Source organism: Ruminococcus sporogenes (assembly GCF_054655175.1).
Genome location: NZ_BAAHOA010000003.1, coordinates 19,809 through 45,317, shown reverse-complemented (window position 1 = coordinate 45,317; position 25,509 = coordinate 19,809). Strand labels below are relative to the sequence as shown.

Genomic DNA, 25,509 nt, shown 5'->3' with positions numbered 1-25,509 from the left:
AAAGCGGGATAATGGAGGTTTATATGCTTGCTAAAAGAATTATTCCTTGCCTTGACGTCAGAAACGGAAAGGTTGTAAAGGGAGTTAATTTTGAAGGAATAAAGGATGTTGGAGATCCTGTAGAATATGCGGAGGAATATAACCGTCAGGGTGCAGACGAGCTTGTTTTTTACGATATTACCGCCTCGTTTGAGGGCAGGGGAGTTTTCCTTGACGTTGTTAGAGAAACTGCTAAAAAGGTTTTTGTACCGCTTACTGTCGGCGGAGGAATAAAAACTGTTGAAGATATCAGAGAAACGCTTAGAGCGGGAGCCGATAAAATTTCTGTAAACTCTCAGGCTGTACAAAACCCGTGTCTTATTAAAGATGGAGCCGATATATTCGGAAGTCAGTGTATCTGCGTGGGCATTGACGCCAAAAAGATTGCGGATCAAAAATGGACGGTGTACATCAACGGCGGACGAGTAGACATGAAGCTTGACCTGATTGACTGGGTAAAGCAGATCGAACGGCTTGGCGCAGGAGAAATCTGCCTTAATTCAATTGACGCGGACGGTACGAAAGCCGGATTTGATATTGAAATGCTAAATGCTGTGTGCAGGTCTGTAAGCATACCTGTAATTGCAAGCGGCGGCGCAGGAAAAATAAATGATTTTTCTGAGGTTTTTGAGAAAACCGGTGCAACTGCGGCTCTTGCGGCGTCGCTTTTCCATTTCAGAGAACTGACTGTCGGAGAGGTTAAGGAGCATTGCAGAGGCAAGGGCGTTATCGTTAGATGATACTTCTGCGTAATATTATGCTAATTCTTTTCAAATATAAATCAATTAAGCAGTTATTTTAATAATAGTTAAATATTTGAAGTCAGCAAAAATGAACATATAATATTAATTTAATTTACATTTTTTCTTTATTGATTTCTATATATTTATTATTAATATAATGCTTATTAAAAAACTGGAACATAAAATCAAAGCTGTTCTTCTGGAATTTTTATTGCTTATAATTATGTTTTTACCTTTATGTTTGTTGTGTTTACTTGTTATTTTAGCTGTTATAAATATTTTTTAGAGGTAAATTAAATGATTAAAATTAATATGAATGAGATAGATAAATTTTTTGTCAAGGGCGAGCTTATTCCGGCAATCTGCTTTGAGGCTGACACAAAGACGGTCTTAATGCTTGCATACATGAATAAGGAAAGTCTGAGGAAAACCCTTGAAACGGGCTATACATGGTTTTGGAGCCGTTCAAGGCAGGAATATTGGAACAAGGGAGCGACTTCCGGTCATTTACAGAAGGTGGTAAGCATTTACGGTGATTGTGATAACGATACATTGCTGGTAAATGTCAAGCAGACGGGCGTCGCTTGTCATACGGGGGAATATAGCTGCTTTTTTAATGAAATATATAATGATGAGAAATAATAGGCATTTTCAGTGTATTAAAAAATGATAATTCCTAAGATGCCGCACAGGATTTTCATTTTAATATATATTGCGGCGGAACGGAGTATAAATATGACGGTATATGAAGAAATTTTTGAGGTTATTAAGAAAAGAAAGGCTGAGTTTGACAGCGGTACCGCTCAGGAAAATTCCTACACCTGTTATCTTTTTGAAAAGGGCGTTGATAAAATATGCAAGAAAATCGGAGAAGAGGCCACAGAAACTGTAATTGCCGCTAAGAATAAGAATAATAACGAGCTTAAAAATGAAATTAACGATTTGCTTTATCACATAATGGTTCTATGTGTTAATCAAGGGCTGGAATGGTCGGATGTGGAAAAGGTTCTGGACGAAAGAAATGAAAAAATAGGAAATCTTAAAAAATTTCATCAGGTTGATAAGAATACTTAAAATGTGAGGACGCTTTAATATAAAGCGTCCTTTTATTGTTTTTATAAAATTTTTCCTCCCGTTCAGTAACAAAATAAACATATTGTGAATAAGATATATTGAAGTATTCAAATTGTAAACTCTGAATACAAATATGAAACAGGAGGATATTCCATGAGCGAATATGCAAATAACTGCGGCTGTAATAACGGAGACGCTGTGCCTATCAAGGTAAACAGAGTGTTCGACAGCTGCAGCGATAAGGATTGTATTACCGGAGTTCAGGTTGCTCTGACGTCGCCGGTACCGCCGTCTGCAACTATAGTCAAATCAAGATGTATAACAGTATCGAATGTATGCATGAATGTTGAGCCGATTCCTTTTAATAAGGGATTTTATTCGGTAGATATCACCTTTACATTTGATGTGCAGCTTTTGGCCTATGACCGTGCCTGCGGAACGCCTACTTTTCTTTCAGGTAAGGCTACCGTAAGCAAAAGCTGTATTCTTTACGGAAGCGAAACAAATTCCAAAACCTTCTCCAGTGAAGGAAGCGTTATAGGAACGACTGGAAGCTGCTGTGATACTGTGAACCCGCCTACCGCTCTTGTGCAGGTAGTATCGCCGTTGGTTCTTGAATCTAAAATTATTTCACACAGGGGCTGCGACTGCGGATGCGTATGCACGGTTCTTACTGATGGCGATTCTGCGGAAAGAGGAAAGCCTTCAAGAGGAGTTGCTCTTACAATAGGTTTGTTTTATGTAGTGGAGCTGATACGTCCGGTTACTATAATGGTTCCCACCTATAACTATACTATTCCTAAAAAGGAATGCTGTTCTGAAACAGACAGTCCGTGCGAAGTATTCGATAAGATAAGATTCCCGGTTGAAGAGTTTTCACCGAGGATTTCAGATAACAGCGGGAACGGAAACGGCTGCTGCGGATGTCAGACTATGGATACGTTTGGAATAAATCCGCCTCCAATTGCGGGTGAAATTTCTGACGACTATGATTGCGGTTGTTCGGAATAAGCCAATATCGGACGGTCTGACCGACCGTCCATTTGATTTATGAGGAAAATATGAGAAATAAATCGGATTCGCTGCCTAAAAGCAAGAAAATGCTGATTGCCGTCATTTGTATTGTTGCTACAATAGCTATTACACTTTTTTGTATAGAAAGGCGTATACGGAGCTTTTCGGAGGAGATGGGTACATATTACTGCCATTCAAAAGCGAATGAAGCAATCAGCTCCTCTGTAAAAGCTGTAATGGAGGAAACCGGCGCGGAATATTCTGATTTGTCAGTTACAGTTTATGATGAAGACGGAAAGATTTCGTCTTCCCAGCTTTGCACCAAGAATTTAAATATACTTCAAAGTATGATAATTACAGAAATAAACAGCAGCTTTGAACGGCTTTCTGAAAGTGAAATAAATATACCACTCGGTACGTTGAGCGGTTTTTACCTTTTAAACGGGAGAGGACCTGAAATTACCGTAAAGCTGTTGCCTGTGGGAAGTGCGGATACGGAATTAAAAAGCGAGTTTGTGTCTGCCGGAATTAATCAGACATGCCATAAAATTTCGCTTGATGTCAAGGCGAGGCTTAAAGCGGTATTTCCTTCAGGGAGTGAAGAAATAACGGTGAATCTTAACTGTATTCTGGCAGAGAATATAATAGTCGGAGATGTTCCTGAGGGTTTTGTAGCAATGAAGTAACGGGATATCGAATAAATAATAGATTTGTTTACGGCGGCAGACCATATTGGTCTGCCGTCGTTTTTTAATTTTATTACAGAAATATTACAAAATTTTCTTAATTGTATATTTTAATACAAAAATATCTACTATCAGCATTATTGTTGGGAGGTAAAACGGATAATTAAGATGAATAATAATATGGAGGTGTTTTATGACAGATATAATAGTAGCGCTGATAGCGTTAATTGGAACGCTCGGCGGCTCGTTGGGAGGTATTCTTGTGTCGTCAAAAATGACAAATTACCGCCTTCAGCAGCTTGAAGGACGGGTTGCAGAGCATAACAATTTCGCAAGACGTATGCCGGTAGTAGAAGAACAGGTAAAGACGGTCAATCACAGAATAGAGGATATTGAAAGGAGACTTGAAAATGACAGGTAAAATCATGAAACTAATTAATGTTAAAAGTATAGTAACAATAGCGCTGACAGTGGTATTTGCTGCGCTTTCTTTAAAAGGCAAAATATCAGGGGAACAGTTTTTAATGATTTTCACAACGGTTATCGCGTTTTATTTCGGAACGCAGAATGAGAAAAAGGAGGATAAATAATTATGAGTAAAAAAGTATTTATAGGAGTAGGACACGGAGGAAATGATCCGGGAGCTGCCAAATACATAACCGAAAAGGGCTATACCCTTAAGACTGCAAAGCTTGTAGCGCAGTATCTCAAAGAGGCGGGAGTGGAATATAAGCTGTCGAGAACTGCGGATGTAGATACCGATATGGACAGCAAGGTTGCAATGTGCAACGCGTACAATCCCGATCTTGTAATAGACGTTCATTACAACGCGGGAGGCGGAACGGGCTTTGAAGTGTATTACAGCCGTGTAGGCGGTACTTCAAAAACGCTTGCCGAAAACATAAATACGGAAATGAAAAAGCTTATGAAAAGCAGAGGAGTAAAGACAAAGCTTGATTCTAACGGAAGAGACTACTTCGCAATAATCAGGCTGACCGACGCTCCGGCCGTTTTGCTGGAGGGCGGATTTGTAGACACCAAATCGGACGCAGACTATATCAAGGCAAATTACGGTAAGATAGCGAGAGCTTATGCGGACGGTATTCTGAAAACTCTGGGAATAACGGTTAAGACTGACAGTGTTTCGGCCGCTAAGCCTGTACTGGACAAAACGGGCTACAAGAAGGGCGACGGCACTATCGGCGTGCTTTCCCTTAAAGAGCTGCTGCTCCTTGCGAAAAAGGCCGGAATAAATAAGTACGGAATGGATAAAAACATATGGTTTGGAGACGGGACTCTGAACGCAGTGAATTATCTGTTAGGGCAATGGGGTTATAAGCAGAACGGAATTGCCGGACAGAATTTTATAAAACGACTTCATACGGAGCTTGAAAAGAAGATGTAATCATAAAAAAGCGAGCTGAAGGAGATAAAAAAATTTATCTTTGCTGAATCTTTACCGATTTTATGCTATAATTAATAAGCAGGGGGAATTGGATATGAAACGTTTCCTAAAATATGTAAAGGATTCATTGCTGACGCTGTTTATTTTAGCATTATCCTTTATATTAAGTATTTTATTACATGAGCTTTGCAATACTCCGTCATTGGCTCCTCTTTTATTTGTCCTGGCAGTTTTTATAGTATCGCTGACGACAAAGGGTTATATTTACGGTATAGCAGCGTCTATGCTAAGCGTTCTTGCTGTTAATTATGCCTTTGCATTTCCGTATTTTAAATTTGATTTTTTAAATCCGGTAAATCTGCTTTCAGCGGTTGTAATGCTTTGCGTTGCAGTAGTTACGAGCGCGCTTACTACAAAGCTGAAACTTCAGGAAAGAATAAAGGCCGATAGCGAAAAGGAGAAGATGAGAGCCGATTTGCTCAGAGCTGTTTCACATGATTTACGCACCCCGTTGACTTCAATTTACGGTTCTTGTTCTGCTATAATAGATAATTACTGTTTACTTGGAAAGCAGAAGAAGCTTAAGCTTTTGGGTGAAATACGGGACGATTCCGAGTGGCTTATAAGAATGGTTGAAAATCTTCTTTCTATTACCAAAATAGACGGTGAGAATGTTTCAGTTATTAAAACGCCAATAGTTGTTGAAGAACTGGTAGACGATGTGTTGGTCAAGTTTAGGAAAATGTATCCGGGACAATCTATTGAAACTGAAATTCCGGAGGATTTTATCAGTATTCCTATGGATGCGCTTCTTATAGAGCAGGTGATTATTAATTTATTGGAAAACGCGGTTTTACATGCCTATGGTATGACAACGCTTTTTTTCAGAGTTTATACGACTGACAGTCGTGCGGTTTTTGAGATATCTGACGACGGGTGCGGCATACCTGAAGAAAAACTAAAAACAATATTTACCGGAAATATAAGAAGCGTTAATGTTCCTTCCGATAATAAGAGAAATATGGGCGTCGGATTATCGGTTTGCGCCGCTATTATAAAGGCTCACGGCGGCGTTATACAGGCTAAATGCAGAAAGGGCGGAGGCTCTGTATTCAGCTTTTGGTTGGGCATGGAGGATAAGGCAAATGAATAATAAATATAAGCTTCTTGTTGTAGAAGACGAAGCAAATATACGAAGTTTTATGGAAACAATATTAGACACCAACGGTTATAAGGTGATGACCGCAGAAAACTGCGAGCAGGGAATTTTTATGTTTTTATCACACAATCCGGATCTTATTATTCTGGATTTAGGATTGCCCGACAGGGACGGGTTGGAGTTTATAAAAGCAGTCAGACGGTCTGACGTTAATCCTATAATCGTTCTGTCTGCAAGAACTACTGAAAAGGATAAGATTTCGGCTCTTGACTGCGGAGCAAACGATTATATTACAAAGCCGTTCGGTACAGGCGAGCTTCTTGCGCGCGTCAGAGCAGCATTGAGAAATAGCCGTCATAGCTCTGTAATGGGCTCTGTTCCGGGTGGTAAATTTATATCCGGCGATTTGGAAATTGATTATGACCGCCGGATAGTTTCTATTGGAGGAAATAAAATCTGTCTTACTCAGACGGAATATAATATCGTCGCCTTGCTGTCAGAGCATTCTGGTAAAGTACTAACATATGCCGCGATTGTAAAGGCCGTCTGGGGCGTTTCTGATCCGGGAGGAACAAAAAAGCTCCAGGTAAATATGGCAAATATAAGAAAAAAACTTGGAGTCAGACCCGGCGAGCAAAAATATATATTAAATGAGCTTGGCGTAGGATACCGTATGACTGATGAATAGAGCCGTAAACCTTACATCATTAATTACGGTATAAAGGCATATAAATATGTTACAATAAGGTTTAATGAAAAAAACAGTATTTCAGAACGGAGGAATATAATTGGCTGATGAGAGAGTTTGTATGGACGGATATAATGCTAAGCAGAAATGGCTTTTGCTTGTCAAAGGGATTATTGTCGGATTCGGAGCTATTATGCCCGGCATAAGCGGAGGAACTCTCTGTGTGGCTTTCGGTATGTATAAGCCTTTGATAGAGGTATTCTCAAAGCCCAGAGAAGGTCTGAAAAAGTATTGGATGATACTTTCTTTATTTATAGTCGGAATAGCGGTAGGCTTTATCGGTTTATCCGGAGTTGCCGGCTGGCTTATGGGAAAAAACAGTAATGCAGTTACATGCGCCTTTATCGGCTTTGTAATCGGTACCTTTCCGGAGCTTTGGAGAGACGCGGGACAGGAAGGACGAAGGAGATCGTCGTTTACCGCTCTTATTGCCGGTTTTATTATAATGCTGGTACTGCTTGTATTTCTTAAAAGCTCAGCTTCAATGAGTCTAAAGCCGGATATAAGAGGATTTTTTCTTTGCGGTATTATGTGGGGTTTAAGCTTTGTAGTTCCGGGATTAAGCTCATCTACATTATTGCTGTTTTTTGGTTTATATCAGCCCATGCTTGACGGAATATCCTCATTTTCTGTTAAGGTTTTGATACCTCTTGCAGCAGGCGCAGGTCTTTGTCTTGCTGTTTTGCCAAGGGGAGTAAATGCGGCATACGAAAGGTTTTATTCTTCTATATCTCATTGTGTGCTTGGTATAGTGGCGGCAACTACAGTAATGATATTTCCTGATTTCCGTACAGGAGCAGTTAATTTAATTCTCTATGCCGTATGTATAATAGGCGGAGCCGCGGTTTCATATATTATTAGCAAAGCATGTTCGAATTTGGAATGCTCTCCGGAGCCATCAGAAAAAACTGCCGTTAATTAAACTGGCATTGAAATTAAAGTAAATTGAGTTAAGTATATTACAAAAGCTGATTTCGCAATACAAGCGAAGTCAGCTTTTTGATAATGTTTAATATAAGTTTGTATTTGTTAAATTTATACGTTATTAATTCGTTCAATATCCTTATCAAAATAAAGCTCTTCGATTTTAATTTTATAAAGAGCAAGTAATGAGGAAACAAATGAATTTTCACGTCCTGCTTCAAGGCTTTGATTTCTTTGACCGCTTTCCAGTTTTCTTAAAACGGACGCAGGAACGCCTATTTTTTCTGCGGCAAAGCCTAACGTCAGTCCTTTTTTCTTTCTTGCTTCGGCAAGCTTGTTATAGTCCAGTCTCATAATTATATTACTCCTTTATTTTTATATAATAGAATTATATATTACAGTATGTTGAAAATCAATATATTTTATTTTTCTTTACTAAAATTTAACCGCTTTTATTAATTAAAATAAAAATTACTGTTTATGCTTTTAATATAAATAAAATTATGCTATAATAAAACAAAGAAGTATAAATTTGATAAAACCTATGCTATAAACGAAAAGGGGGCAATACATATGAAAGTTTCGTTTAATAAGGACGAGGAAATTGTTAAAACTATAAAGGAAGGTCTTGAAAGAACGGGGGGTTACTGTCCATGCAGGCTGGAGAGAACTGAGGCCAATAAATGCATATGCAGTGAATTCAGAGATCAAATAAAGGATCCGGATTTTGAAGGGTATTGTCACTGTATGCTTTATTATAAATCCAAATAAATTGGGAATAATTATAAAATAAAAGTCAGCAGGCAAAGGAGTTTTTTATCTTTAATAAGCCGCTTTAAGGATAATTTCTTTGCATGCCGGAATATTAAAGCGGCAGAATGGAGAAAATTATGGCTGAAATCATTATTACCGAAGAGAACTTTGAAAATGAAGTTTTAAATTCTGACAAGCCCGTGCTTGTCGACTTCTGGGCGCAGTGGTGCGGTCCGTGCAGAATGCTTGGACCTATTATCGAGGAGATTGCTAACGATTATGAAGGTAAAGTTAAGGTTGGTAAGGTAAATGTTGACGAGCAGCCTAATCTTGCTTCAAAATATGGTATTGCAAGTATTCCGACCGTTATCGTTTTCAAAAACGGCAAGCCTGAAAAAACTTCAGTTGGACTGCGTTCAAAAAATGAAATTGAAAATATGATTAAATAGGACGTTATAACAAAAACGGTATCGTGCAAAATTCACGGTACCGTATTGTTTTAGTAATTTAAATATGTTAAAAGGTGAAATTAATTTGAATGATAATAAATCGGCTTTTAAAGCGGACGAGTATGACGATAACATAAAACGAGTAATTCCAAATTATGAGGATATTTATGCTCAGACAGCGGATATTGTGAATAAATACGTTCAAAGCGCGGTATCATGGCTTGATGTAGGGTGCGGCACCGGAAAAATGGGAAGTATTGCTTTTAAAGCCGCGGATATTGAGAAATTTGCATTTTGCGATAGCTCTTCTGAAATGATAGAAACGGTAAAAAAACGGTTCGATTTTCCTGAATCGGAATTTATTATAGCTGATATTCGTGAACTTAATTACGCAAATGAATTTGATGTTGTAACGGCTATACAGGTCAATCATTATTTTGAATGGGAGGATCGAATTACCGCCGTAAAAAAGTGCTTTAATGCTTTGAAAAACGGCGGAATATTTATAAGCTTTGAAAATTTTGCCCCGTATAGCAATATAGGAGAAAAGCTTTTTCTTGACAGATGGAGGTCATACCAGCTTAACCACGGAAGAAGCCGGCGGGAATGCGAACAGCATATCGGAAGATATAAAAGAGAATATTTTCCGATTACATTATCTGAGCATACAAACGTAATGAAAAAATGCGGATTTGCCTATGCGGAAATATTTTGGGTTTCTTATATGCAGGCAGGATTATTGGGAATCAAATAGAATATGTAAAGCCCGGTTATGTCGGGCTTTGTTTATTATTTAAATGATTTATAATGTAATCCGCATTTCTGTGAAGCTCAAATAAATTATGAATATGCTGGTTCTGGTTGTGCAGCTCCATTTGAATTTGAGCAGGCAGCGAAAGAAAATATTGCCTTGAGCTTGAACTTCCGGTAATTAATTCCTGAAGGTTTTTATACGACATTTTTATCACCTCTGATTTATTATCTGTTTTATAATAAACATTATTCGGTGATATAATATGATTAAGTTATTTATGCCAATAATTTACTTTATTATTATATTGACTTTATCGGATGGCGTATAACTGTTCTGATTCTTTCAGGAGCGCATTTTCTTGGATCGGACAGATAAATTTCATGATGCAAACGCTTATCTGATAAATCTTCTTTATATCCGTTAAGGGCAATATAACTTTTCATTTTTTCGATACTGTCAGGTTCGTTGTCATAAGATCCGTGATGCATAATTTGGACGCATAAACCTTCGTTTATTTTTTTTAGCTTTGTTCTGCTAAGATCAAGCCGGGGCTTTTTCTTAATAAGAATTGATCCGGCGGTTTCAAAAACGTTTTCCGTTACAAATTCCGGTTGTCTTATCATTGCGATCCATTTGAATTTATTTTTATCTGTAATATTTAGTCCGTCAAAATAAATATCGTCTGCATACCATAATCCCTCAAGAGGAGGAATTACATATTCAAAGTAACCGTCAGTCTGAATATCGTTCTTTCCGGACATTTTTATAGTGTACGACAAACCATAGAGTATTTCAAGCGCTTCACTGTATTCCTGACAGGTGTTCGGATCGCCTTCGCCTTCCACTGCAATAAAAAGCATTTCAGGTATGTTAATAATTGTCGGTTTTGACGGAGGCTGATATAAGTCCTTATATTCTTTTTTATAGTCTAATTTTTGCATTGTATCTCTCCTATTTTTATTTCAGGCTAATATAGATATGTATTTCCGCATTTTCACAGTCGCTGTTCTGGTATTCCTCAAAATCAAAGAGAAACGAACGGGGAAGCCGCATATTCCATAGGCTTATCCAGAATTCCTGAACTGCCCTTGTCATATTTCCTTTGACTATGAATTTGGCATATTTTCCGGAAGGGATTTTTCTTGTTTCAAAGCCTTCCGGTATATTAATACCGTCTACTTCGCAGGCAGCCATTGCAGTGTAGTCGCCATTTTCGTCTGAAGAATAGTCCGTATATATTCCGAGAGTTTTATTGTTTGTTTTATGTGCATTAAGCGCAGCGCCTTCCGACGAATAGAATCTTTTCCACAGTCCGCAAATGGTTTTTCTCATATCGGCAGATGAATTGTTTGTTCTTGCGGCGAAGCCGGCAACCGTTTTTTCTTTCATGTTTACAATTTCATATTGCATAATGTTTACCTTCTTTCATATTAATAAGACAACTATAGCATATTAAATATGACAACAGTATGTCGCATTTAAAAAACATTTTAAATGTTTTTTTTGAGATTTATATGCGGCGTTTAGCATTTTCTACTAAATATGAATAAACTGTTAATTTTCTGTCGAAATATTGACAATTATGTAAGAATTATGTATAATATTAAAATGTAAAATAAAATAAAAAATATTTTATGATTTGAATTGTACGATATAATAATAGTCGAATTAAACCGGTATTAAGATTTTTATTAATTAATATAATTCTATTATGAATATTGTCAATTCAAAACGCGCTATTAAAATTGAAAGGAAAGCTAAAACATGAAAAGAAAAAGACTTTTATCAATTGCAGTTTCGTCAATTCTTGCAGTATCTTCGCTTTCTGCTGTTACCTTTACAGCAAATGCGGAGGAAACAACTGAAGCCGGAGCAGGCACAACAGAGGCTTCTACTGAGGCTGAAACTGAAGCGACAACCGAAGCTGCGACTGAGCCTTCAACTGAAGCAACAACCGAAGCTCCGACAGAACAGGAAACAATTGATCCTTATGAGGACTGGGTTTTTGTAGAGGATTATTATGAGGTGGTAGAATGGAGCGGCAGCGGCGATTTAACATTGACTATGGATGTTTCAGAGCTTGGACTTGAGTTTGGTTCATTCTATGCCTTGTATGACTATGATTTAAATGAGATAGACAGCTCGTATTATGTTTTAACAATGAACGGTAATGATACCTTAACGATTACAGTTAAGGAAGAATTGCTTATGTCGCTGACTGACGGTTATTATTTTATAGTTGCGGATTTTGAAAAGGTAACATTGGCTCCGGCCTTTATAGTCGAGATTCCGGAAAAAGCAGAAGCTTCCGCCGTTGAACAGACTACGGTTAAAAAAACAGGCTCTCCTAAGACAGGAGTAAAGGGCGTCGGACTTGCCGCTGCAATGCTGTCGCTATCAGGCGCAGTCGCATTTATCACAAGAAAAAGAAAATAATCAAAAGGCAGATATTTTTAAATATCTGCCTTTATTATGGAATAATTAAATAATGTTCAGAAGATACGGTATATCATTCCAAGAGAATGGAATAATAAATGTATTCGGCAAATTAAGGAGTGATTTGTATCAAGCATTATTTTAAGGGACGATATTATAAGTGCGGCAGCGAGGATTCAACTATTGCATTTATTCCCGCATTTCATGTTAATAATTGTGAAAAAACCGCGTCGCTGCAGATTATTACAGACCATGCGGTTTTTAATATACCGTATGAATTTTCAGATTATAAAGAAGCTGGTAATGCGATAATGCTGGGAAAATGTATGTTTTCTGATAACGGCTTGAGACTGAATATATCTGATAACAAATTAAATATATGTGGGGCGTTAAGATTCAGTAATCCATGGAATTTAAATTATGATATTATGGGACCGTTTAAGTACGTTCCGTTTATGCAGTGCAGGCATAGTATTAACAGTATGAAACACTTAGTAAACGGACAGATTACAATAAATCGACATAAGTATGCTTTTAGAAACGGCTTAGGTTATATTGAAGGGGACAGGGGCCGTTCCTTTCCGGAACAATATATATGGACGCAGTGCTTTTTTAAAGACGGTTCGCTTATGCTATCAGTAGCGGATATACCTATGGGCTTTCATTTCAATGGGATAATAGGCGTCGTTGTTATTAACGGAAAGGAATACCGTTTAGCAACTTATCTTGGCGCGTCTGTTAAATATATAGGGAATAATATTGTTTCTATAATTCAAGGAAAATATCGGCTTACTGCAAAGCTAATAAAAAATAATTCATATCCGCTTAATGCTCCGAAAATGGGCAAAATGAGCAGGACGATTCATGAAAGCGCGTCATGTAAGGCATATTATCGTTTCTCATATAAAGGAAAGACCTTATGCGAATTTATAAGCGATAGAGCAAGCTTTGAATTTGAGTTTAAAAAATGATAATAAAATCATTTTTTATATTTTAACATTATATCATTAAGTAACTCTGCGAATTCTTTTCTGTATTCATCTGGTGAAATAATTTCCGCTTTATTTCCAAATGTTAGAATATATTGATAAAAAGCCTTAATGTCGCTCCACGTAAATTTCATCAGAATATTTCCGTCGTTGTCAAACTGCGGAAATTCTGCTCCGAATTCGTCTATAATACGCCATTTAACGGTTTTGTCAAATTTTACAACGGCTTCAATACCACCGTAAATATGGCGCAGTTTGTCACAGGTATACCGAGGCGCTTCACGTTTTTGGCTTTTTTCTCCCGTCAGCTTTAAATCAGTTATTCTTGTAAGCTTGAACAGTCTGTAATCCTGTTTTGAAGTGCAGTAACCCCAAACATACCAGCTTGACCATTGAAAAATAAGATGATACGGTTCGATGACGCGCATACTGTCTCCGTTCGGAGCAAAATATGAAAATGAAATTTTTTCCTGATTTTCAACGGCAGTTTTTATAAGCTCGATTTTATCGGAAATAATAGCTTTATCCCAGCTTGAAAGATCTATTATAATGTGATTTCCTGCATTTAGCGTTTCGGAGTTATTTATTGAAAGCTTATCCATAAGCTGACGGTAACGTTTTGTTCCGCTTACGCTGTCCAAGCTTTGAAGCCCAGCAAGAATTGCCTTCATATCAGATGATGAAAGCAGCGTTCGGTCGATTTTAAAACCGTCCATAATGTAAATGCCTCCGCCCTTGCCTTTTTCAGCGGCAATTGGAATTCCCGATTTACTTATATCCTCGATATCACGATATATAGTACGGCGGGACACCTCAAATTTTTCAGCAAGCTCAGCGGCTGTGGCTTTATCTTTTTGAATAAGTATGGAGAGTATACCGATCAGTCGGTTGAGCTTCATTATAAACTCCTTAGATTTTAGAATATTGTATCGACCTTATAATATATAAAAATAACACCCTTTGAATCGCTTCAAAGGGCATATTTATGCCGTCAAGCACTGACAAAACAGATAAATTATATCAATGCTGTATTTATCTGAAAATTTACCATGACTATACAAATATATAAATTTATTTTATCTGTAAGTAGCCATTAGTTCAATTCTTAATACATACTATACTGTACTACATATTATACAACGTCTTAAACAATTTGTCAATATAATATAGAAATTTGTTTGAATGAGTTTCATACCTTAAGCATACTATGAACCGCCTCATAAATCTTCCTTGCAACATAAGGGTTATTCATTGTATAAAGATGTATTCCGTCCGCACCATGAGCAGTCAGATCGACGATCTGGTCTATAGCATAGGCAATTCCTGCGTCTCTCAGCGCTTCGGGATTGTTTTCATACTTATCCATTACACGCATGAATTTTTTCGGAAGATGTACACCGCACAGCTTTACCATACGTTCAATTTGTTTCTTATTTGTTACAGGCATAATTCCGGCTTCTATCGGCAAATTAATTCCTGCCAGAGCAACGCGTTCCTGAAAGCTGTAAAAATAATCATTGTCAAGAAATAACTGCGTAACAAGCTGCGAGGCACCTGCGTCAGCTTTTCTTTTTAGATTTTCTATATCCGCGACAATATTTTTACTTTCCGGATGTCCCTCCGGATAACAGGCCGCAATAATATTGAAATCGTAACGCTCATAAATAAATCGAATAAGCTCGTCGGCATGGTGAAATCTGCCGTTCGGCTTTATATCGGGAGAAATATCGCCTCTGAGTGCAAGAATATTTTCAATTTCATTTTCTTTAAGCTGATTTAGAATACAAACCGCGTCGTTTTCCGAAAGATTAATACAGGGCAGGTGCGCTATGCTTTCAATACCGTATTTATGCTTTATGTCAGAAGCAATCCGCACTGTTTTGCGGCAGTTATTCCCGCCTCCCGCGCCATAAGTAACGCTGATAAAATCAGGATTCAGACCGCTCAGACCGTCAAGCGTTTCATAGATGACTTTTTCATCAGCCGTTGGTTTCGGCGGAAAAATCTCAAATGAAAGAACAGTACCTTTTCCGAACAATTCAGAGGTTTTCATTGCGTACCTCCAATGCGGCGTTTACAAGATTTTCAAGACTTGCAACGGTTTCCTTGTTTCCCCTCGTTTTCAGTCCGCAGTCAGGATTTACCCATAGCTTTTCAGCCGGAATTTTATCAAGCATTTTGACGATTGCGGTCTTTATTTCATCTTTGGCCGGAACACGTGGAGAATGAATATCATAAACCCCAGGACCTACTTCCGTACGGAAATTGTTTTCTTTCAGAACGTCAAGAATTGTAAGGTCGCTGCGGCTTGCCTCGAATGTAATAACGTCAGCGTCCATATTATCAATATCGTGGATAATATCGGCAAATTCGCTGTAGCACATATGCGTGTGAATTTGCGTTTCAGGTTTTACGCCGCTGTGCACCAGACGAAATGCAGGGATAGCCCAATCAAGATAATCGTTTTTCCAGTCGGATTTTCTCAGCGGAAGCTTTTCACGCAGCGCCGCCTCGTCAACCTGAATAATGCTTATGCCGTTTGCTTCGAGGTCAAGGACTTCTTTACGAATTGCGAGAGCGATCTGATATGCGCTTTCTTTAAGAGAAATATCCTCTCTCGGGAACGACCAGTTCAGAATTGTAACAGGACCTGTAAGCATTCCTTTCATCGGCTTTTCAGTAAGGCTCTGCGCATATACCGACCATTTAACAGTCATTGGCTTTGCTCTGGAAACGTCGCCCCATACAATCGGCGGTTTCACACAGCGAGTGCCGTAGGACTGCACCCAAGCTTTTTCTGTGAATACATATCCGTCAAGGCATTCGCCGAAATATTCAACCATATCGTTTCTTTCAAACTCGCCGTGAACGAGAACGTCAAGACCGATTTTCTCCTGTAATGCGACGCATTCAGCAATTTTTTCCTTGTTGAACTTTTCGTACTGTTCTTCAGAAATTTCACCTTTTCTGAAAGCGGCTCTGTTGACTCTGACTTCTGCCGTCTGCGGAAACGAACCAATAGTTGTAGTCGGAAGGATCGGGAAATTAAATCTTGCTTTCTGTATTTTTTCACGTTCTGCAAATTCTGGAAGTCTTATGAAATCAGCGTCTGTAAGCTGAGCGGTTTCTTTCTGAACAGCCGGATTCGCACCGTCCCTTCTTGGCGCAGAAAACAGTTGTATGTTACGGATATATTTTTCATTTTCAATTGGATTTTCAGAAGAGAGAATTTCTTTCAGCTCAGCAAGCTCTGTAAGCTTTTCCTCTGCAAATGCAAAGTGCGAAAGAATATCCTGACTAAGCTTTCTTTCATTCCTCGTTGTGTACGGAATGTGCAGAAGCGAGCACGATATATTAAGTACGACTTCATTGCAGTATTTTTGCAGTTTCGACAGTGCGGGCAGTGTTGCGCGGTAATTGTTTTTCCAGATGTTTTTACCGTTTACAAGCCCTGCAAAGAGAATTTTATCTTTCGGAAAACCGTTCGCTTCAATCAGTTTTTCGGACTGCTTGCCCTCGATAAAATCAAGACCGACGCCGTCAAAATCAAGCTTGCAGATATTCTGATAGCAGTCACGGACATCTCCGAAATAGGTTTGCAAAAGAATTTTTACGCTGCCCTTTGATTTGAGAATTTCCGTATAAAGCTGTTCAAAAATATCAGTATCATCAGCAGTCATATCCATAACTAGACAAGGCTCGTCAACCTGAATCCATTCCGCGCCGATTTTATTGAATTTTTTCAGAATTTCAGTATAAGCCTTTACAGTATCCGAAACGAAGTCCGCGGCGGTCTTTTTTCCTGTATAACGAGCAAGCTTCAGGAATGTATAAGCGCCTATAATAACAGGCTTGGTTTTTACGCCTGCGTTTTGAGCTTCCTGATAAAGCGTGAACGGCTTATCGTCTACAAGACGGATTTCTGTATTGTCATCTATTTCTGTTACCATGTAATGATAATTTGTATTGAACCACTTTTTCATTGCAAGCGCTTTAACATCGCCATTTTCGCCCTGATAGCCTCGTGCAGCCGCAAAATATGTATCAAGTTTTGAAAGTCCGAGGTTTGTATATCTTTTGGGAACTGCATTCAGCATAAAAGCGGTATCGAGTATTCCGTCATAGAAAGAGAAGTCGTTTGACGGAATAAAATCCAGTCCGCTTTCTTTTTGAGCTTTAAGATTTTCAAAACGGAGAGTTTTTGCAGTTTCCTGCAATTCTGTTTCTGTAATCTCCTTACGGAAATACTTTTCACTTGCGAATTTCAGTTCTCTCAGCGAGCCTACTCTCGGATAGCCGACGATTGAAGTTTTCATATTTAAATGTCCTTTCGAAGCAGTTTTTGTATATTTATATTTTACTGCGGAAAGGTGCAATTGTAAAATACTTATTTATTTAAGCTTGATATAGTTTTTAGCTATATCAAGCTTAAATATGGTTCTTTAGAGCGTACATATAAGCTGTGCCAAGGCGGCTGAGAGTCATATTTTTTCTTGTAACTGTACCGATTCTAATACATTCGTCAATGTCAAGCGGACGTGCAATAATGTTTTCTCCATTCAGCTCGTGGCTGATTATTCCGGTGCTTATAGTATATCCGTCAAGTCCTACCGCAAGGTTAAAAAGGGTTGCCCGGTCACGCACCTTAATAGTCATTTCGCGTGATATGGAGCTTAATATTTCCTCAGAAAAATAAAATGAATTATAGTCGCCTTGTTCAAAGCAGAGATATGGATAATTCTTCAAATCATACAGAGAAATACATTCTTTTTCCGCAAGGGGGTGGCGGTAACTGATAAAAACGTGTGGCGACGCGGTAAAAAGCTCCTCGAAGATCAGTCCGCTTTCTGTTATTATTTTGCCTATGATATTTTCATTTTCCCGTGAAAGGTATAATATTCCCACTTCGCTTTTTAGCCGAGAGACGTCCTGTATAATTTCGTATGTCTGAGTTTCACGAAGCGTGAAATCATAGCTTTGACTGCCGAATGTTTTTATAACGTCCACAAAAGCGTTGACCGCAAAGGAATAATGCTGCGCCGAAACGGAAAAAATCTGCTTACGTGATTTCCCGTCAATGTATTTTTCTTCAATCAGTCCTACCTGCTGCAATATCTGACGGGCGTAACCGAGAAATTCTTCTCCCTCGTTAGTAGCTATGATTCCTTTGTTTGTACGGTGAAAAATGGTGATGCGAAGTTCCTTTTCCAAGTCTCTTATAGCATTCGTCAGGCTTGGCTGAGCTATAAACAGGAACTGTGCCGCTTCGCTCATAGTACCTTTTTCTGCCGCTGTTACGGCATATTTTAACTGCTGGATTGTCATATGGAGCTTCCTTTCTGAACGACAATTATCATTATCTTGTCTTTTATGTACAATCATACTAATATTGTATATAAAATCATTTCGGAAGTCAAGGCAAACATAGTTACAGCTATGCGAAAATACCCTAATAAGCCCCGCTTGTCAAACGTACCCTGCCTATGCCGGTCAAACGGCATTTTTGCGTTTGGCGATTTGAACGGTCAAACGAGCAATTTCCGAATCTATGCTCATCATTTTCTTTTCGGGTTCGGAGCGTTTTTCAGTTCTTCATAGGTCATAAAAACGATTACTTTCCTCAAAATCTCAAATAAACCGCTGTACATATATGCGCCTTCGCTTAACTTGCCTTTATCCGTCTTATTTTCATTGATATCTCCTGATTTCAGAGTTCGAATCCTGTCAGACGGTGTTTTTCGTTTTTTTAATCTATGGTTTTCAATTTTTTTCTTCGTATGGATATCAAAAAAGCCCGTAGCTACGGGCTTTAAGGCGCTTTCATCAATTTTGTCATTGCAATATGTCAAGCGTAACGGCGTTTTCGGCATTATACATTTTAATGAATTCTTCCTTTTGCGTGTAAATTTCTGAAAGATTTCCTGCGGGACCGGTGATATAATCGCCGAACCAAAGTCCGAAAAACGACCATAGGGAATTGTCCCTGACCATATCGTCTATGCTTGGCAGAGAGCTGCATTCGCTTATTGCCAGAAGCTTTCCGTTTTCAGTTATCTTTTTCAGCCATAGATATTGCTCCGAGCGGCTGCTGTATTCAGTTCCTGGATCAAGGTAGATATCTATTGCGGCAATGTCAAAACGGTCGTCGTCTACAAGATAATCCTCGCTCTGACCGTTCCATATCCATATAAGATTATTCAGCTTGTGATATTCAGTCATTCTTTCATACATAAGGTTATAAAGCCATTTGTATGCTTCCGGTCCTTCCGAGCCCCACCAGAACCATTCGCCGCCCGCTTCATGAAGAGGACGCCATAGGACAGGTATATTCTTTTGCGCCAATGTGTCAAGAGAATTTGAAACAGCGTCTATATCCTTAATTATATTAAGGCACTCGACAGTTATGAGGCCCTTGGAATAAAGCTCGTTTATTTTGGAAATATCCATTTCAGCTATATCCTGATCGGTCATCGCCGCTTTCAGACTGAAATTTGTTTCCTTGCTGTAAACAGACGATTTTGTTTCGGACGGTGAATTCCAATACCACATAAAGCCGACAATTCCGCCTCTGTCAGCCCAGTCCGCAGCGGCGTTTATTTCGCTTACAGACGGCGTATTGCTGCTGGAATAGCCGCCGATATCGCCGAAACGTATTGCGGGGTATTTTCCGGTAGTTTTATATATCAGTTCAAGCTCCTTGTTTTGGTCGTTTGACGCATACTGTCCTGTAATGATTTTTTTCCCGAATTGGTTTTTCATATAATCTAGAAGAGCTGACGCTTCCTTTGAAGTATCAGGGTTTGCAGGCGTCTCAGGAAGTTCGAATTCAGTATCGTAGATTGTCTCGTTGTTTGTTATTTCAAGATAATCGAGGTCAAAGTTTTCATTGCCTGATTTGACGGTTATTATATTTTCTCCCTCGTTCATATAAATTCCGTAAAAGGTTATTCTTGTAAAATTTCCATCTCCGTTTATTGAAAAATCCTGAAATTTTTTTCCGTTTACTTCAATATGATTCGAGATTTCAGCGTCTGCCGCCGCACAGATTGTTATATCATAATGCTGGTTTGTTTCAATTTCAAAAGAAATTTCCAGTTGATCTGCCGATCCTCCGTAAAATCCCGTAACATATCCTTCGCCTGAAAATCCTTTGCGGCTGTCAGAGGTGTATAGACTTCCGCCGAGACTGCATTCCTCCGCTTCAATAATCATGTTCGCCTCTGCATTTTTAATTTCCGGGACTTCAGCGACATATTCTGTGAATGAAACAGTTTCTTCAGTTTCCATTGTTATTTCCTCAGTGGAAAGAATACTTTCGGATTCGTCCGCAGCAGATGTCCCTAATGGATTTTGCGATATAGGTTCGCAGGCGGTAAGCAGTACAAAAGTCATAAGCATAGCCGCCGTCTTGAATTTTTTCATGATTGTTTTCTTAACTCCTTATAGTGTAAATCCTGTCTTTTTCGGTATCAAATAAAATAATATTATCAGCAAGCTTAGAATTAACATTTTTACCGTCGCAGGAAATACTGACCACCGTATTTGCTCTTAGACGGCACTGCATGCCGCAGAGGGATTTAATTTCCGCCGACTGAAGCTTACCCTCGCTCCATTTAATTGAAACCTCAAAGCCGCCCTTTGCTTTTAAACCTTTAACCTCTCCGTTTTTCCATTCGGAAGGCAGTGCGGGCAGGAGATTTATTTCACCGCTGTGGCTTTGTAGAAGCGCTTCGTTAATGCCGGAAGCTCCGCCGAAATTACCGTCTATCTGGAAAGGGGGATGCGAATCGAACAGGTTTGGATTTGTAGAGTATGCAAGTAGCTTTTGAAGATTTTCATACACCATGTCACTGTCAAGCAGTCTTGCCCACATATTTGTAATCCAAGCGCGGCTCCATCCGGTATGACCTCCGCCGTGAACGAGCCGTCTTATGAGCGTAGCTCTGGCGGCGTCGGCAAGACGCGGAGTTTTATACGGTGTAATAAGATCTGCCGGATGTAGTGCAAAAAGCTGTGAGATATGCCGGTGTCCTATTTCCACCTCGTCATAATCAACGGCCCACTCTTTTATCTGACCATATTTTCCGGTTTCAGGCTTAGGAATCTTTTCAAGCATGGACTGAAGCTTTTTTATAAATGAATAATCTTTATCAAGAATTTTTGCCGCCTTTATTACATCATTGAAAAGAACTGTTATTATCTGGCTGTCCATTGACGGACCGGCGCAAAGAGATCCCTTAATGCCTTTTTCTGTAAGATAGGTATTTTCAGGAGATACTGAAGGGCATGTAATGAGCTGACCGTTTTTATTTTCTGTAAGATAATCTGTAAAGAAAAGGGCGGCTTCTTTGAGAGCGTCATAATGAGAAGCAAGAAATTCCTTGTCAAGTGTGTATTCGTAATGCTCAAAAATATGCAGACAAAGCCATGCGGCTCCCATAGGCCAAATTGTAGCCGGCATCCATAGATCCTGCGGGGCGGAATCGCCCCATAAATCGGTATTATGGTGGCATACAAAGCCCTTGCAGCCATACATTTTCTCGGCAGTTTCACTGCCTGAAACGCGTATCTTTTCTATTAGCTCGAACAGCGGAAGATGACATTCTGAAAGATTTGAGCTTTCTGCGGTCCAGTAATTCATTTCTGTATTTATATTTATGGTGTATCTTCCGCCCCATGCAGGCCACATATCCTGATTCCAGATACCTTGTAGATTGAGGGGGAGGGAACCGGGGCGGCTGCCGGATATCATAAGATACCGTGAAAAATTGTAATAAAGAACCATAAGACCGTTATCATGGATATGCCTGTCGCATTCTTTATCGTCAAAGTCGTTTCCGCGCATTCTCAATATACGCTCGTCTGTCGGAAGCTCCGATCCGCCGTCGCTGTTATCGGACAGCGTTAATCTTACTCTTGAATATAATTCTCGGTAATCGCATTCGTGTCTGTAGTAAAGTTCGTCAAAGCTGCATTCAGAGGCGTAGTCGATGTCCATAACGGCGGCTTCCTCAAAGGCTTCTCCTACATAGTAGCTTGTTCTTGCGCTTAGTATAATAGTAGCGTTTGAGGAATTTTCAATTATAAGTCTGTTTCCTTCCGTATATATTTTTCCGTCCTCCGATACGGCGGAAAGCGCCGACGCAAAGAGGATGCCGCCGCGTCCGCCGGAGCCTCCGGAATAAAGTATGACGTTTTTTTTAACCGGACGGTTATCATCGTAATAATCGTCGCGTCCGTCAAGACCTGCGGAAAGATTTATAAGACCGTTTTCAGACGTGATGTGGACTGCGATTATGCTGTCAGGCTCGGAAGCGAATACCTCGCGTTTATATTTTACTTCCCCGACGGAAAACTCTGTAAAGGCCACGGCAGTTTCAAGATCTAAGCCTCTTCTGTAATTCTTAGCTTTTTCTCCGCCGAGCTTCATTTTTATATCAAGATTGCCGAGCGGCATATAATGACGGCAGTTTGGCGTAACGCCCTGCAGCTTTCTGAAGGCCAGTTCTTCGGCTTCTTCTATTTTTTCCTCAAGTATCAGCTTTCTTATTTCATGAAGTCCTTCTGCAGCGTCGGGATTGATTCTGTTTCTTTTTCCTCCCGACCATACTGAATCCTCGTTGAGCTGAATAATTTCATTTTCAGGACGTCCGTATACCATTGCGCCGATTCTGCCGTTTCCTACAGGCAAAGCGCTGTTGAAATCTTCTGCCGGCTGAGAATACCATAATACTGATTCGTTCATTAAAATGCCTCCTGACACTTCGGATTACTTATATTATTTTTTCTATTCTATCATATTTCAATCCGCATTGCAATTAAATGCTCTTATTTAAAAATTGATTTGTTTATTTTTAACTATAAATTATATGTATAAACTCAATAATTTTGGAGTTGAAAATAAAAAGCGGGTATGATATAATAATATAGCATAAGTAAGCTTACGCTTACTGGTGCGGTAAATATTTTTTGGGAAAACAGACAATAATAATATAAAAGGAGGATCAGACATGGAAAAAACCTATAAAATTTCTGGAATGACCTGTTCGGCATGCGCCGCAAGAATAGAAAGGGCGATGAATAAGCTTGACGGTATAGAGAAAGCGAATGTAAACTTTGCGGCCGAAAAGCTTTATGTAACATACGAGGATAAAAATTTATCAGAGAATGATATTTTATCTGCTATTCGTAAGGCGGGTTATGACGTGGCGTCCGCGAGCGATGAAAAGCCCCGAAAATCTGCACATGAGCTGTTGTTTAAAAGATTTATTATATCGGTATGCTTTTCGGCGCCGCTGCTTATAGTAAGTATGGGACACATGGTAGGTCTGCCGCTTCCTTCGATAATAGACCCGATGGACAGTCCGCTTAATTTTGCGCTTCTTCAGCTTATACTTACTATACCGGTTATGATTGCCGGAATAAAGTTTTATATTGCCGGTATTAGAAATCTTATTCATCTTAGTCCCAATATGGATAGTCTTATAGCGGTAGGAACATTGTCCGCCGTTGGTTATGGTCTGTATGCTATCTATAAAATAATTGAGGGACACGGGCATTATGCAATGCATCTTTATTTTGAATCGGCTGCTGTAATTTTAACCTTAATAACGCTGGGCAAATATTTGGAGGCTGTTTCAAAGGGAAAATCTTCACAGGCTATAAGGGAGCTTATGGAGCTTTCTCCCAAAATTGCAACGGTCAGACGCGGAGCAAAGGAAATTCAGGTGAAATCAGAGCTTGTCCGGATAGGAGATACGGTTATAGTTAAGCCGGGAGAACGTTTTCCTGTTGACGGAACCGTTATATCGGGCGCTACATCGGTTGACGAATCTATGCTGACCGGTGAAAGCATACCTGTGGAAAAAAATACGGGCGATAAGGTAATAGGGGCTTCTATAAATAAAAACGGCTATATTGAATATATTGCTGAAAAGGTAGGAGCAGATACTGCTTTATCTCAAATTATAAGACTTGTGGAGGAAGCTCAGGGAAGAAAGGCTCCTATTGCCAGACTTGCCGATGTTATTTCAGCGTATTTTGTTCCTGTTGTTATCGCTTTGGCAATAATTGCGGCAATCGGATGGAAGCTTGCCGGCGAGTCGGCCTCCTTCTGTATGACTATATTTGTTTCCGTTCTCGTTATAGCTTGCCCCTGCGCACTCGGACTCGCTACTCCTACCGCTATTATGGTTGCTACCGGACGGGGAGCAAAAATGGGAATCCTTATTAAAGGTGGAGAAGTTCTTGAAACGGCTCATAAAATTAATACTGCCGTATTCGATAAAACCGGAACGGTAACAGAAGGGATTCCTTCTGTTACAGATATTAAAGTAACTGAAGGCTTCGATGAGAATAATATTCTGGCTTTGTGCGCGTCTGCTGAGAAACGGTCGGAGCATCCTTTAGGAGAAAGTATAGTAAGGGAAGCGGAAAACCGGAACATTCCGTTTTCAGAAGTGGAAAGCTTTGAATATATATCAGGAATGGGAATAAGGGCGGAGATCGGCGGCAATACCGTTCTTATAGGAAATAAACGCCTGATGTCCGAAAATAATGTGGATACGTCAGGGATAGAAAAAATAGCCGCCGAATTTGCAGAAGCCGGTAAAACTCCCGTAATGTGTGCATACAGCGGAAAGGCTGCCGGTATTATTGCCGTAGCTGATAAAATAAAGCACGACAGCCATAACGCTATCGAGAGTCTTGAGAAAAGCGGTATAGAATGCGTAATGCTTACTGGTGACAGTGAAAAAACCGCTGCGGCTATAGCCGGTCAGGCGTCTATAAAAAAGGTTATTGCAGAAGTAATGCCGGAGGACAAGGCTTATCAAATTAAAAAGCTTCAGGACGAGGGAAAGACTACCGCAATGATAGGAGACGGTATTAACGACGCTCCGGCTTTGGCTCAGGCAGATGTCGGCATAGCGATTGGAACAGGAACAGACGTTGCGATTGAAAGTGCGGATATAGTTTTAATGAACGGCAGTCTCGAGGGCGTAGACACCGCTGTAAGATTAAGCCGTGCCGCTATAAGAAATATAAAGCAGAATCTTTTCTGGGCATTCGGTTACAATGTGCTGGGTATACCGGTTGCAATGGGAGTTCTTCATATTTTCGGCGGACCTCTGCTTAATCCTATGATTGCTGCTGCGGCAATGAGTCTTAGCTCAGTGTCTGTATTGGCAAACGCATTAAGACTGAAAAAATTCAGATGATAATTTAATGATTTCATAAATAAAGGAAGGAATGCTCCGAATAAGGGAGCATTCTTTTCTTTAACAGAAATTATTTTCATAAATTTCAAAATTTATCTTGACAAATATAAAATAATAG

Annotated in this window: 27 protein-coding genes; 17 read left to right on the top strand and 10 right to left on the bottom strand. The window is 39.4% G+C overall.

Annotated elements, in window-relative coordinates:
- Window positions 1–23: 23 nt before the first annotated feature.
- The 11 genes from hisF (at window position 24) to ACYQ0N_RS10355 (ending at window position 7,790) form a co-directional block, all read left to right on the top strand.
- On the top strand, window positions 24–779 hold the full coding sequence (gene hisF, locus ACYQ0N_RS10405) for an imidazole glycerol phosphate synthase subunit HisF (RefSeq protein ID WP_460162641.1): 756 nt from the start codon (window positions 24–26) through the stop codon (window positions 777–779).
- Window positions 780–1,079: 300 nt separating this feature from the next.
- Window positions 1,080–1,424 (top strand): phosphoribosyl-AMP cyclohydrolase, encoded by a 345-nt coding sequence (hisI, locus tag ACYQ0N_RS10400; RefSeq protein WP_460162640.1) that lies wholly within the window; start codon window positions 1,080–1,082, stop codon window positions 1,422–1,424.
- Window positions 1,425–1,517: 93 nt separating this feature from the next.
- The gene (gene hisE, locus ACYQ0N_RS10395; protein WP_177532804.1) at window positions 1,518–1,856 is read left to right on the top strand and encodes a phosphoribosyl-ATP diphosphatase; all 339 of its coding nucleotides are present in this window, start codon (window positions 1,518–1,520) and stop codon (window positions 1,854–1,856) included.
- Window positions 1,857–2,009: 153 nt separating this feature from the next.
- Entirely contained in the window at window positions 2,010–2,867 is an 858-nt protein-coding gene (locus ACYQ0N_RS10390; RefSeq protein WP_177532803.1) for a hypothetical protein, read from the top strand.
- A gap of 50 nt (window positions 2,868–2,917) precedes the next feature.
- The gene (gene yunB, locus ACYQ0N_RS10385) at window positions 2,918–3,556 is read left to right on the top strand and encodes a sporulation protein YunB (protein ID WP_177532802.1); all 639 of its coding nucleotides are present in this window, start codon (window positions 2,918–2,920) and stop codon (window positions 3,554–3,556) included.
- Between the two features lie 193 nt (window positions 3,557–3,749).
- The gene (locus tag ACYQ0N_RS10380; RefSeq protein ID WP_177532801.1) at window positions 3,750–3,977 is read left to right on the top strand and encodes a hypothetical protein; all 228 of its coding nucleotides are present in this window, start codon (window positions 3,750–3,752) and stop codon (window positions 3,975–3,977) included.
- The gene (locus ACYQ0N_RS10375; RefSeq protein ID WP_177532800.1) at window positions 3,967–4,146 is read left to right on the top strand and encodes a hypothetical protein; all 180 of its coding nucleotides are present in this window, start codon (window positions 3,967–3,969) and stop codon (window positions 4,144–4,146) included. The genes ACYQ0N_RS10380 and ACYQ0N_RS10375 overlap by 11 nt, the downstream gene beginning before the upstream one ends.
- Before the next feature lie 2 nt (window positions 4,147–4,148).
- Window positions 4,149–4,961, top strand: a complete 813-nt coding sequence (locus ACYQ0N_RS10370; RefSeq protein WP_460162639.1) for an N-acetylmuramoyl-L-alanine amidase — start codon at window positions 4,149–4,151, stop codon at window positions 4,959–4,961.
- A gap of 94 nt (window positions 4,962–5,055) precedes the next feature.
- Window positions 5,056–6,114, top strand: coding sequence for a sensor histidine kinase (locus ACYQ0N_RS10365; RefSeq protein WP_177532649.1), 1,059 nt, complete (start codon window positions 5,056–5,058; stop codon window positions 6,112–6,114).
- Entirely contained in the window at window positions 6,107–6,808 is a 702-nt protein-coding gene (locus ACYQ0N_RS10360) for a response regulator transcription factor (protein WP_177532648.1), read from the top strand. The genes ACYQ0N_RS10365 and ACYQ0N_RS10360 overlap by 8 nt, the downstream gene beginning before the upstream one ends.
- A gap of 100 nt (window positions 6,809–6,908) precedes the next feature.
- Complete coding sequence (locus tag ACYQ0N_RS10355; protein ID WP_460162638.1) at window positions 6,909–7,790, top strand: DUF368 domain-containing protein; 882 nt, start codon at window positions 6,909–6,911, stop codon at window positions 7,788–7,790.
- Window positions 7,791–7,903: 113 nt separating this feature from the next.
- Here the strand turns inward: ACYQ0N_RS10355 and ACYQ0N_RS10350 are convergent, their stop codons facing one another.
- The gene (locus ACYQ0N_RS10350) at window positions 7,904–8,146 is read right to left on the bottom strand and encodes a helix-turn-helix transcriptional regulator (RefSeq protein WP_460162637.1); all 243 of its coding nucleotides are present in this window, start codon (window positions 8,144–8,146) and stop codon (window positions 7,904–7,906) included.
- Between the two features lie 141 nt (window positions 8,147–8,287).
- Here ACYQ0N_RS10350 and ACYQ0N_RS10345 point away from each other — a divergent pair, with 141 nt between their 5' ends.
- The 3 genes from ACYQ0N_RS10345 to ACYQ0N_RS10335 all read left to right on the top strand — a co-directional run bounded on the left by ACYQ0N_RS10345 (window position 8,288) and on the right by ACYQ0N_RS10335 (window position 9,748).
- A complete protein-coding gene (locus ACYQ0N_RS10345; protein WP_460162928.1) occupies window positions 8,288–8,563 on the top strand; it encodes a ferredoxin-thioredoxin reductase catalytic domain-containing protein in 276 nt (91 codons plus the stop codon).
- A gap of 107 nt (window positions 8,564–8,670) precedes the next feature.
- Complete coding sequence (trxA, locus tag ACYQ0N_RS10340; protein ID WP_460162636.1) at window positions 8,671–8,994, top strand: thioredoxin; 324 nt, start codon at window positions 8,671–8,673, stop codon at window positions 8,992–8,994.
- An 85-nt stretch (window positions 8,995–9,079) separates the two neighbouring features.
- On the top strand, window positions 9,080–9,748 hold the full coding sequence (locus ACYQ0N_RS10335) for a class I SAM-dependent methyltransferase (RefSeq protein WP_460162635.1): 669 nt from the start codon (window positions 9,080–9,082) through the stop codon (window positions 9,746–9,748).
- Window positions 9,749–10,047: 299 nt separating this feature from the next.
- Here the strand turns inward: ACYQ0N_RS10335 and ACYQ0N_RS10330 are convergent, their stop codons facing one another.
- Entirely contained in the window at window positions 10,048–10,689 is a 642-nt protein-coding gene (locus tag ACYQ0N_RS10330; protein ID WP_460162634.1) for a GyrI-like domain-containing protein, read from the bottom strand.
- A 16-nt stretch (window positions 10,690–10,705) separates the two neighbouring features.
- Complete coding sequence (locus tag ACYQ0N_RS10325) at window positions 10,706–11,158, bottom strand: GyrI-like domain-containing protein (protein WP_177532642.1); 453 nt, start codon at window positions 11,156–11,158, stop codon at window positions 10,706–10,708.
- A gap of 354 nt (window positions 11,159–11,512) precedes the next feature.
- Here ACYQ0N_RS10325 and ACYQ0N_RS10320 point away from each other — a divergent pair, with 354 nt between their 5' ends.
- Both ACYQ0N_RS10320 and ACYQ0N_RS10315 read left to right on the top strand, forming a co-directional pair.
- Entirely contained in the window at window positions 11,513–12,184 is a 672-nt protein-coding gene (locus ACYQ0N_RS10320) for an NPXTG-anchored protein (RefSeq protein ID WP_177532641.1), read from the top strand.
- 119 nt (window positions 12,185–12,303) lie between these two features.
- The gene (locus tag ACYQ0N_RS10315; RefSeq protein ID WP_460162633.1) at window positions 12,304–13,155 is read left to right on the top strand and encodes a tocopherol cyclase family protein; all 852 of its coding nucleotides are present in this window, start codon (window positions 12,304–12,306) and stop codon (window positions 13,153–13,155) included.
- 8 nt (window positions 13,156–13,163) lie between these two features.
- Here ACYQ0N_RS10315 and ACYQ0N_RS10310 read toward each other — a convergent pair whose 3' ends face one another.
- The 7 genes from ACYQ0N_RS10310 to ACYQ0N_RS10280 form a co-directional block, all read right to left on the bottom strand.
- The gene (locus tag ACYQ0N_RS10310; protein ID WP_460162632.1) at window positions 13,164–14,072 is read right to left on the bottom strand and encodes a helix-turn-helix transcriptional regulator; all 909 of its coding nucleotides are present in this window, start codon (window positions 14,070–14,072) and stop codon (window positions 13,164–13,166) included.
- 290 nt (window positions 14,073–14,362) lie between these two features.
- Window positions 14,363–15,226: a methylenetetrahydrofolate reductase [NAD(P)H] gene (metF, locus tag ACYQ0N_RS10305; protein ID WP_460162631.1), complete on the bottom strand. Its 864-nt coding sequence runs from the start codon at window positions 15,224–15,226 to the stop codon at window positions 14,363–14,365.
- The gene (gene metE / locus ACYQ0N_RS10300) at window positions 15,213–17,489 is read right to left on the bottom strand and encodes a 5-methyltetrahydropteroyltriglutamate--homocysteine S-methyltransferase (RefSeq protein ID WP_460162630.1); all 2,277 of its coding nucleotides are present in this window, start codon (window positions 17,487–17,489) and stop codon (window positions 15,213–15,215) included. Before metE ends, metF begins: the two co-directional genes overlap by 14 nt.
- Window positions 17,490–17,601: 112 nt before the next feature.
- A complete protein-coding gene (locus ACYQ0N_RS10295; RefSeq protein ID WP_460162629.1) occupies window positions 17,602–18,498 on the bottom strand; it encodes a LysR family transcriptional regulator in 897 nt (298 codons plus the stop codon).
- A gap of 230 nt (window positions 18,499–18,728) precedes the next feature.
- On the bottom strand, window positions 18,729–19,022 hold the full coding sequence (locus ACYQ0N_RS10290) for a hypothetical protein (protein ID WP_460162628.1): 294 nt from the start codon (window positions 19,020–19,022) through the stop codon (window positions 18,729–18,731).
- A complete protein-coding gene (locus ACYQ0N_RS10285) occupies window positions 19,006–20,595 on the bottom strand; it encodes a glycosyl hydrolase (protein ID WP_460162627.1) in 1,590 nt (529 codons plus the stop codon). The genes ACYQ0N_RS10290 and ACYQ0N_RS10285 overlap by 17 nt, the downstream gene beginning before the upstream one ends.
- A gap of 10 nt (window positions 20,596–20,605) precedes the next feature.
- Entirely contained in the window at window positions 20,606–22,918 is a 2,313-nt protein-coding gene (locus ACYQ0N_RS10280) for a glycoside hydrolase family 95 protein (protein WP_460162626.1), read from the bottom strand.
- Window positions 22,919–23,183: 265 nt separating this feature from the next.
- Here ACYQ0N_RS10280 and ACYQ0N_RS10275 point away from each other — a divergent pair, with 265 nt between their 5' ends.
- Entirely contained in the window at window positions 23,184–25,391 is a 2,208-nt protein-coding gene (locus tag ACYQ0N_RS10275; RefSeq protein ID WP_460162625.1) for a heavy metal translocating P-type ATPase, read from the top strand.
- Window positions 25,392–25,509 lie beyond the last annotated feature (118 nt).

Excerpts from the sequence above, each read along its gene's own strand:
- yunB (WP_177532802.1), top strand. The coding sequence starts at position 2,918 with ATGAGAAATAAATCGGATTCGCTGCCTAAAAGCAAGAAAATGCTGATT.
- ACYQ0N_RS10280 (WP_460162626.1), bottom strand. The coding sequence starts at position 22,918 with ATGAACGAATCAGTATTATGGTATTCTCAGCCGGCAGAAGATTTCAAC.
- ACYQ0N_RS10370 (WP_460162639.1), top strand. The coding sequence starts at position 4,149 with ATGAGTAAAAAAGTATTTATAGGAGTAGGACACGGAGGAAATGATCCG.
- hisE (WP_177532804.1), top strand. The coding sequence starts at position 1,518 with ATGACGGTATATGAAGAAATTTTTGAGGTTATTAAGAAAAGAAAGGCT.
- ACYQ0N_RS10285 (WP_460162627.1), bottom strand. The coding sequence starts at position 20,595 with ATGAAAAAATTCAAGACGGCGGCTATGCTTATGACTTTTGTACTGCTT.
- ACYQ0N_RS10325 (WP_177532642.1), bottom strand. The coding sequence starts at position 11,158 with ATGCAATATGAAATTGTAAACATGAAAGAAAAAACGGTTGCCGGCTTC.
- ACYQ0N_RS10380 (WP_177532801.1), top strand. The coding sequence starts at position 3,750 with ATGACAGATATAATAGTAGCGCTGATAGCGTTAATTGGAACGCTCGGC.
- ACYQ0N_RS10330 (WP_460162634.1), bottom strand. The coding sequence starts at position 10,689 with ATGCAAAAATTAGACTATAAAAAAGAATATAAGGACTTATATCAGCCT.
- ACYQ0N_RS10275 (WP_460162625.1), top strand. The coding sequence starts at position 23,184 with ATGGAAAAAACCTATAAAATTTCTGGAATGACCTGTTCGGCATGCGCC.
- trxA (WP_460162636.1), top strand. The coding sequence starts at position 8,671 with ATGGAGAAAATTATGGCTGAAATCATTATTACCGAAGAGAACTTTGAA.
- ACYQ0N_RS10390 (WP_177532803.1), top strand. The coding sequence starts at position 2,010 with ATGAGCGAATATGCAAATAACTGCGGCTGTAATAACGGAGACGCTGTG.
- metF (WP_460162631.1), bottom strand. The coding sequence starts at position 15,226 with ATGAAAACCTCTGAATTGTTCGGAAAAGGTACTGTTCTTTCATTTGAG.
- metE (WP_460162630.1), bottom strand. The coding sequence starts at position 17,489 with ATGAAAACTTCAATCGTCGGCTATCCGAGAGTAGGCTCGCTGAGAGAA.
- ACYQ0N_RS10310 (WP_460162632.1), bottom strand. The coding sequence starts at position 14,072 with ATGAAGCTCAACCGACTGATCGGTATACTCTCCATACTTATTCAAAAA.
- hisI (WP_460162640.1), top strand. The coding sequence starts at position 1,080 with ATGATTAAAATTAATATGAATGAGATAGATAAATTTTTTGTCAAGGGC.
- hisF (WP_460162641.1), top strand. The coding sequence starts at position 24 with ATGCTTGCTAAAAGAATTATTCCTTGCCTTGACGTCAGAAACGGAAAG.
- ACYQ0N_RS10350 (WP_460162637.1), bottom strand. The coding sequence starts at position 8,146 with ATGAGACTGGACTATAACAAGCTTGCCGAAGCAAGAAAGAAAAAAGGA.
- ACYQ0N_RS10375 (WP_177532800.1), top strand. The coding sequence starts at position 3,967 with ATGACAGGTAAAATCATGAAACTAATTAATGTTAAAAGTATAGTAACA.
- ACYQ0N_RS10365 (WP_177532649.1), top strand. The coding sequence starts at position 5,056 with ATGAAACGTTTCCTAAAATATGTAAAGGATTCATTGCTGACGCTGTTT.
- ACYQ0N_RS10320 (WP_177532641.1), top strand. The coding sequence starts at position 11,513 with ATGAAAAGAAAAAGACTTTTATCAATTGCAGTTTCGTCAATTCTTGCA.
- ACYQ0N_RS10360 (WP_177532648.1), top strand. The coding sequence starts at position 6,107 with ATGAATAATAAATATAAGCTTCTTGTTGTAGAAGACGAAGCAAATATA.
- ACYQ0N_RS10295 (WP_460162629.1), bottom strand. The coding sequence starts at position 18,498 with ATGACAATCCAGCAGTTAAAATATGCCGTAACAGCGGCAGAAAAAGGT.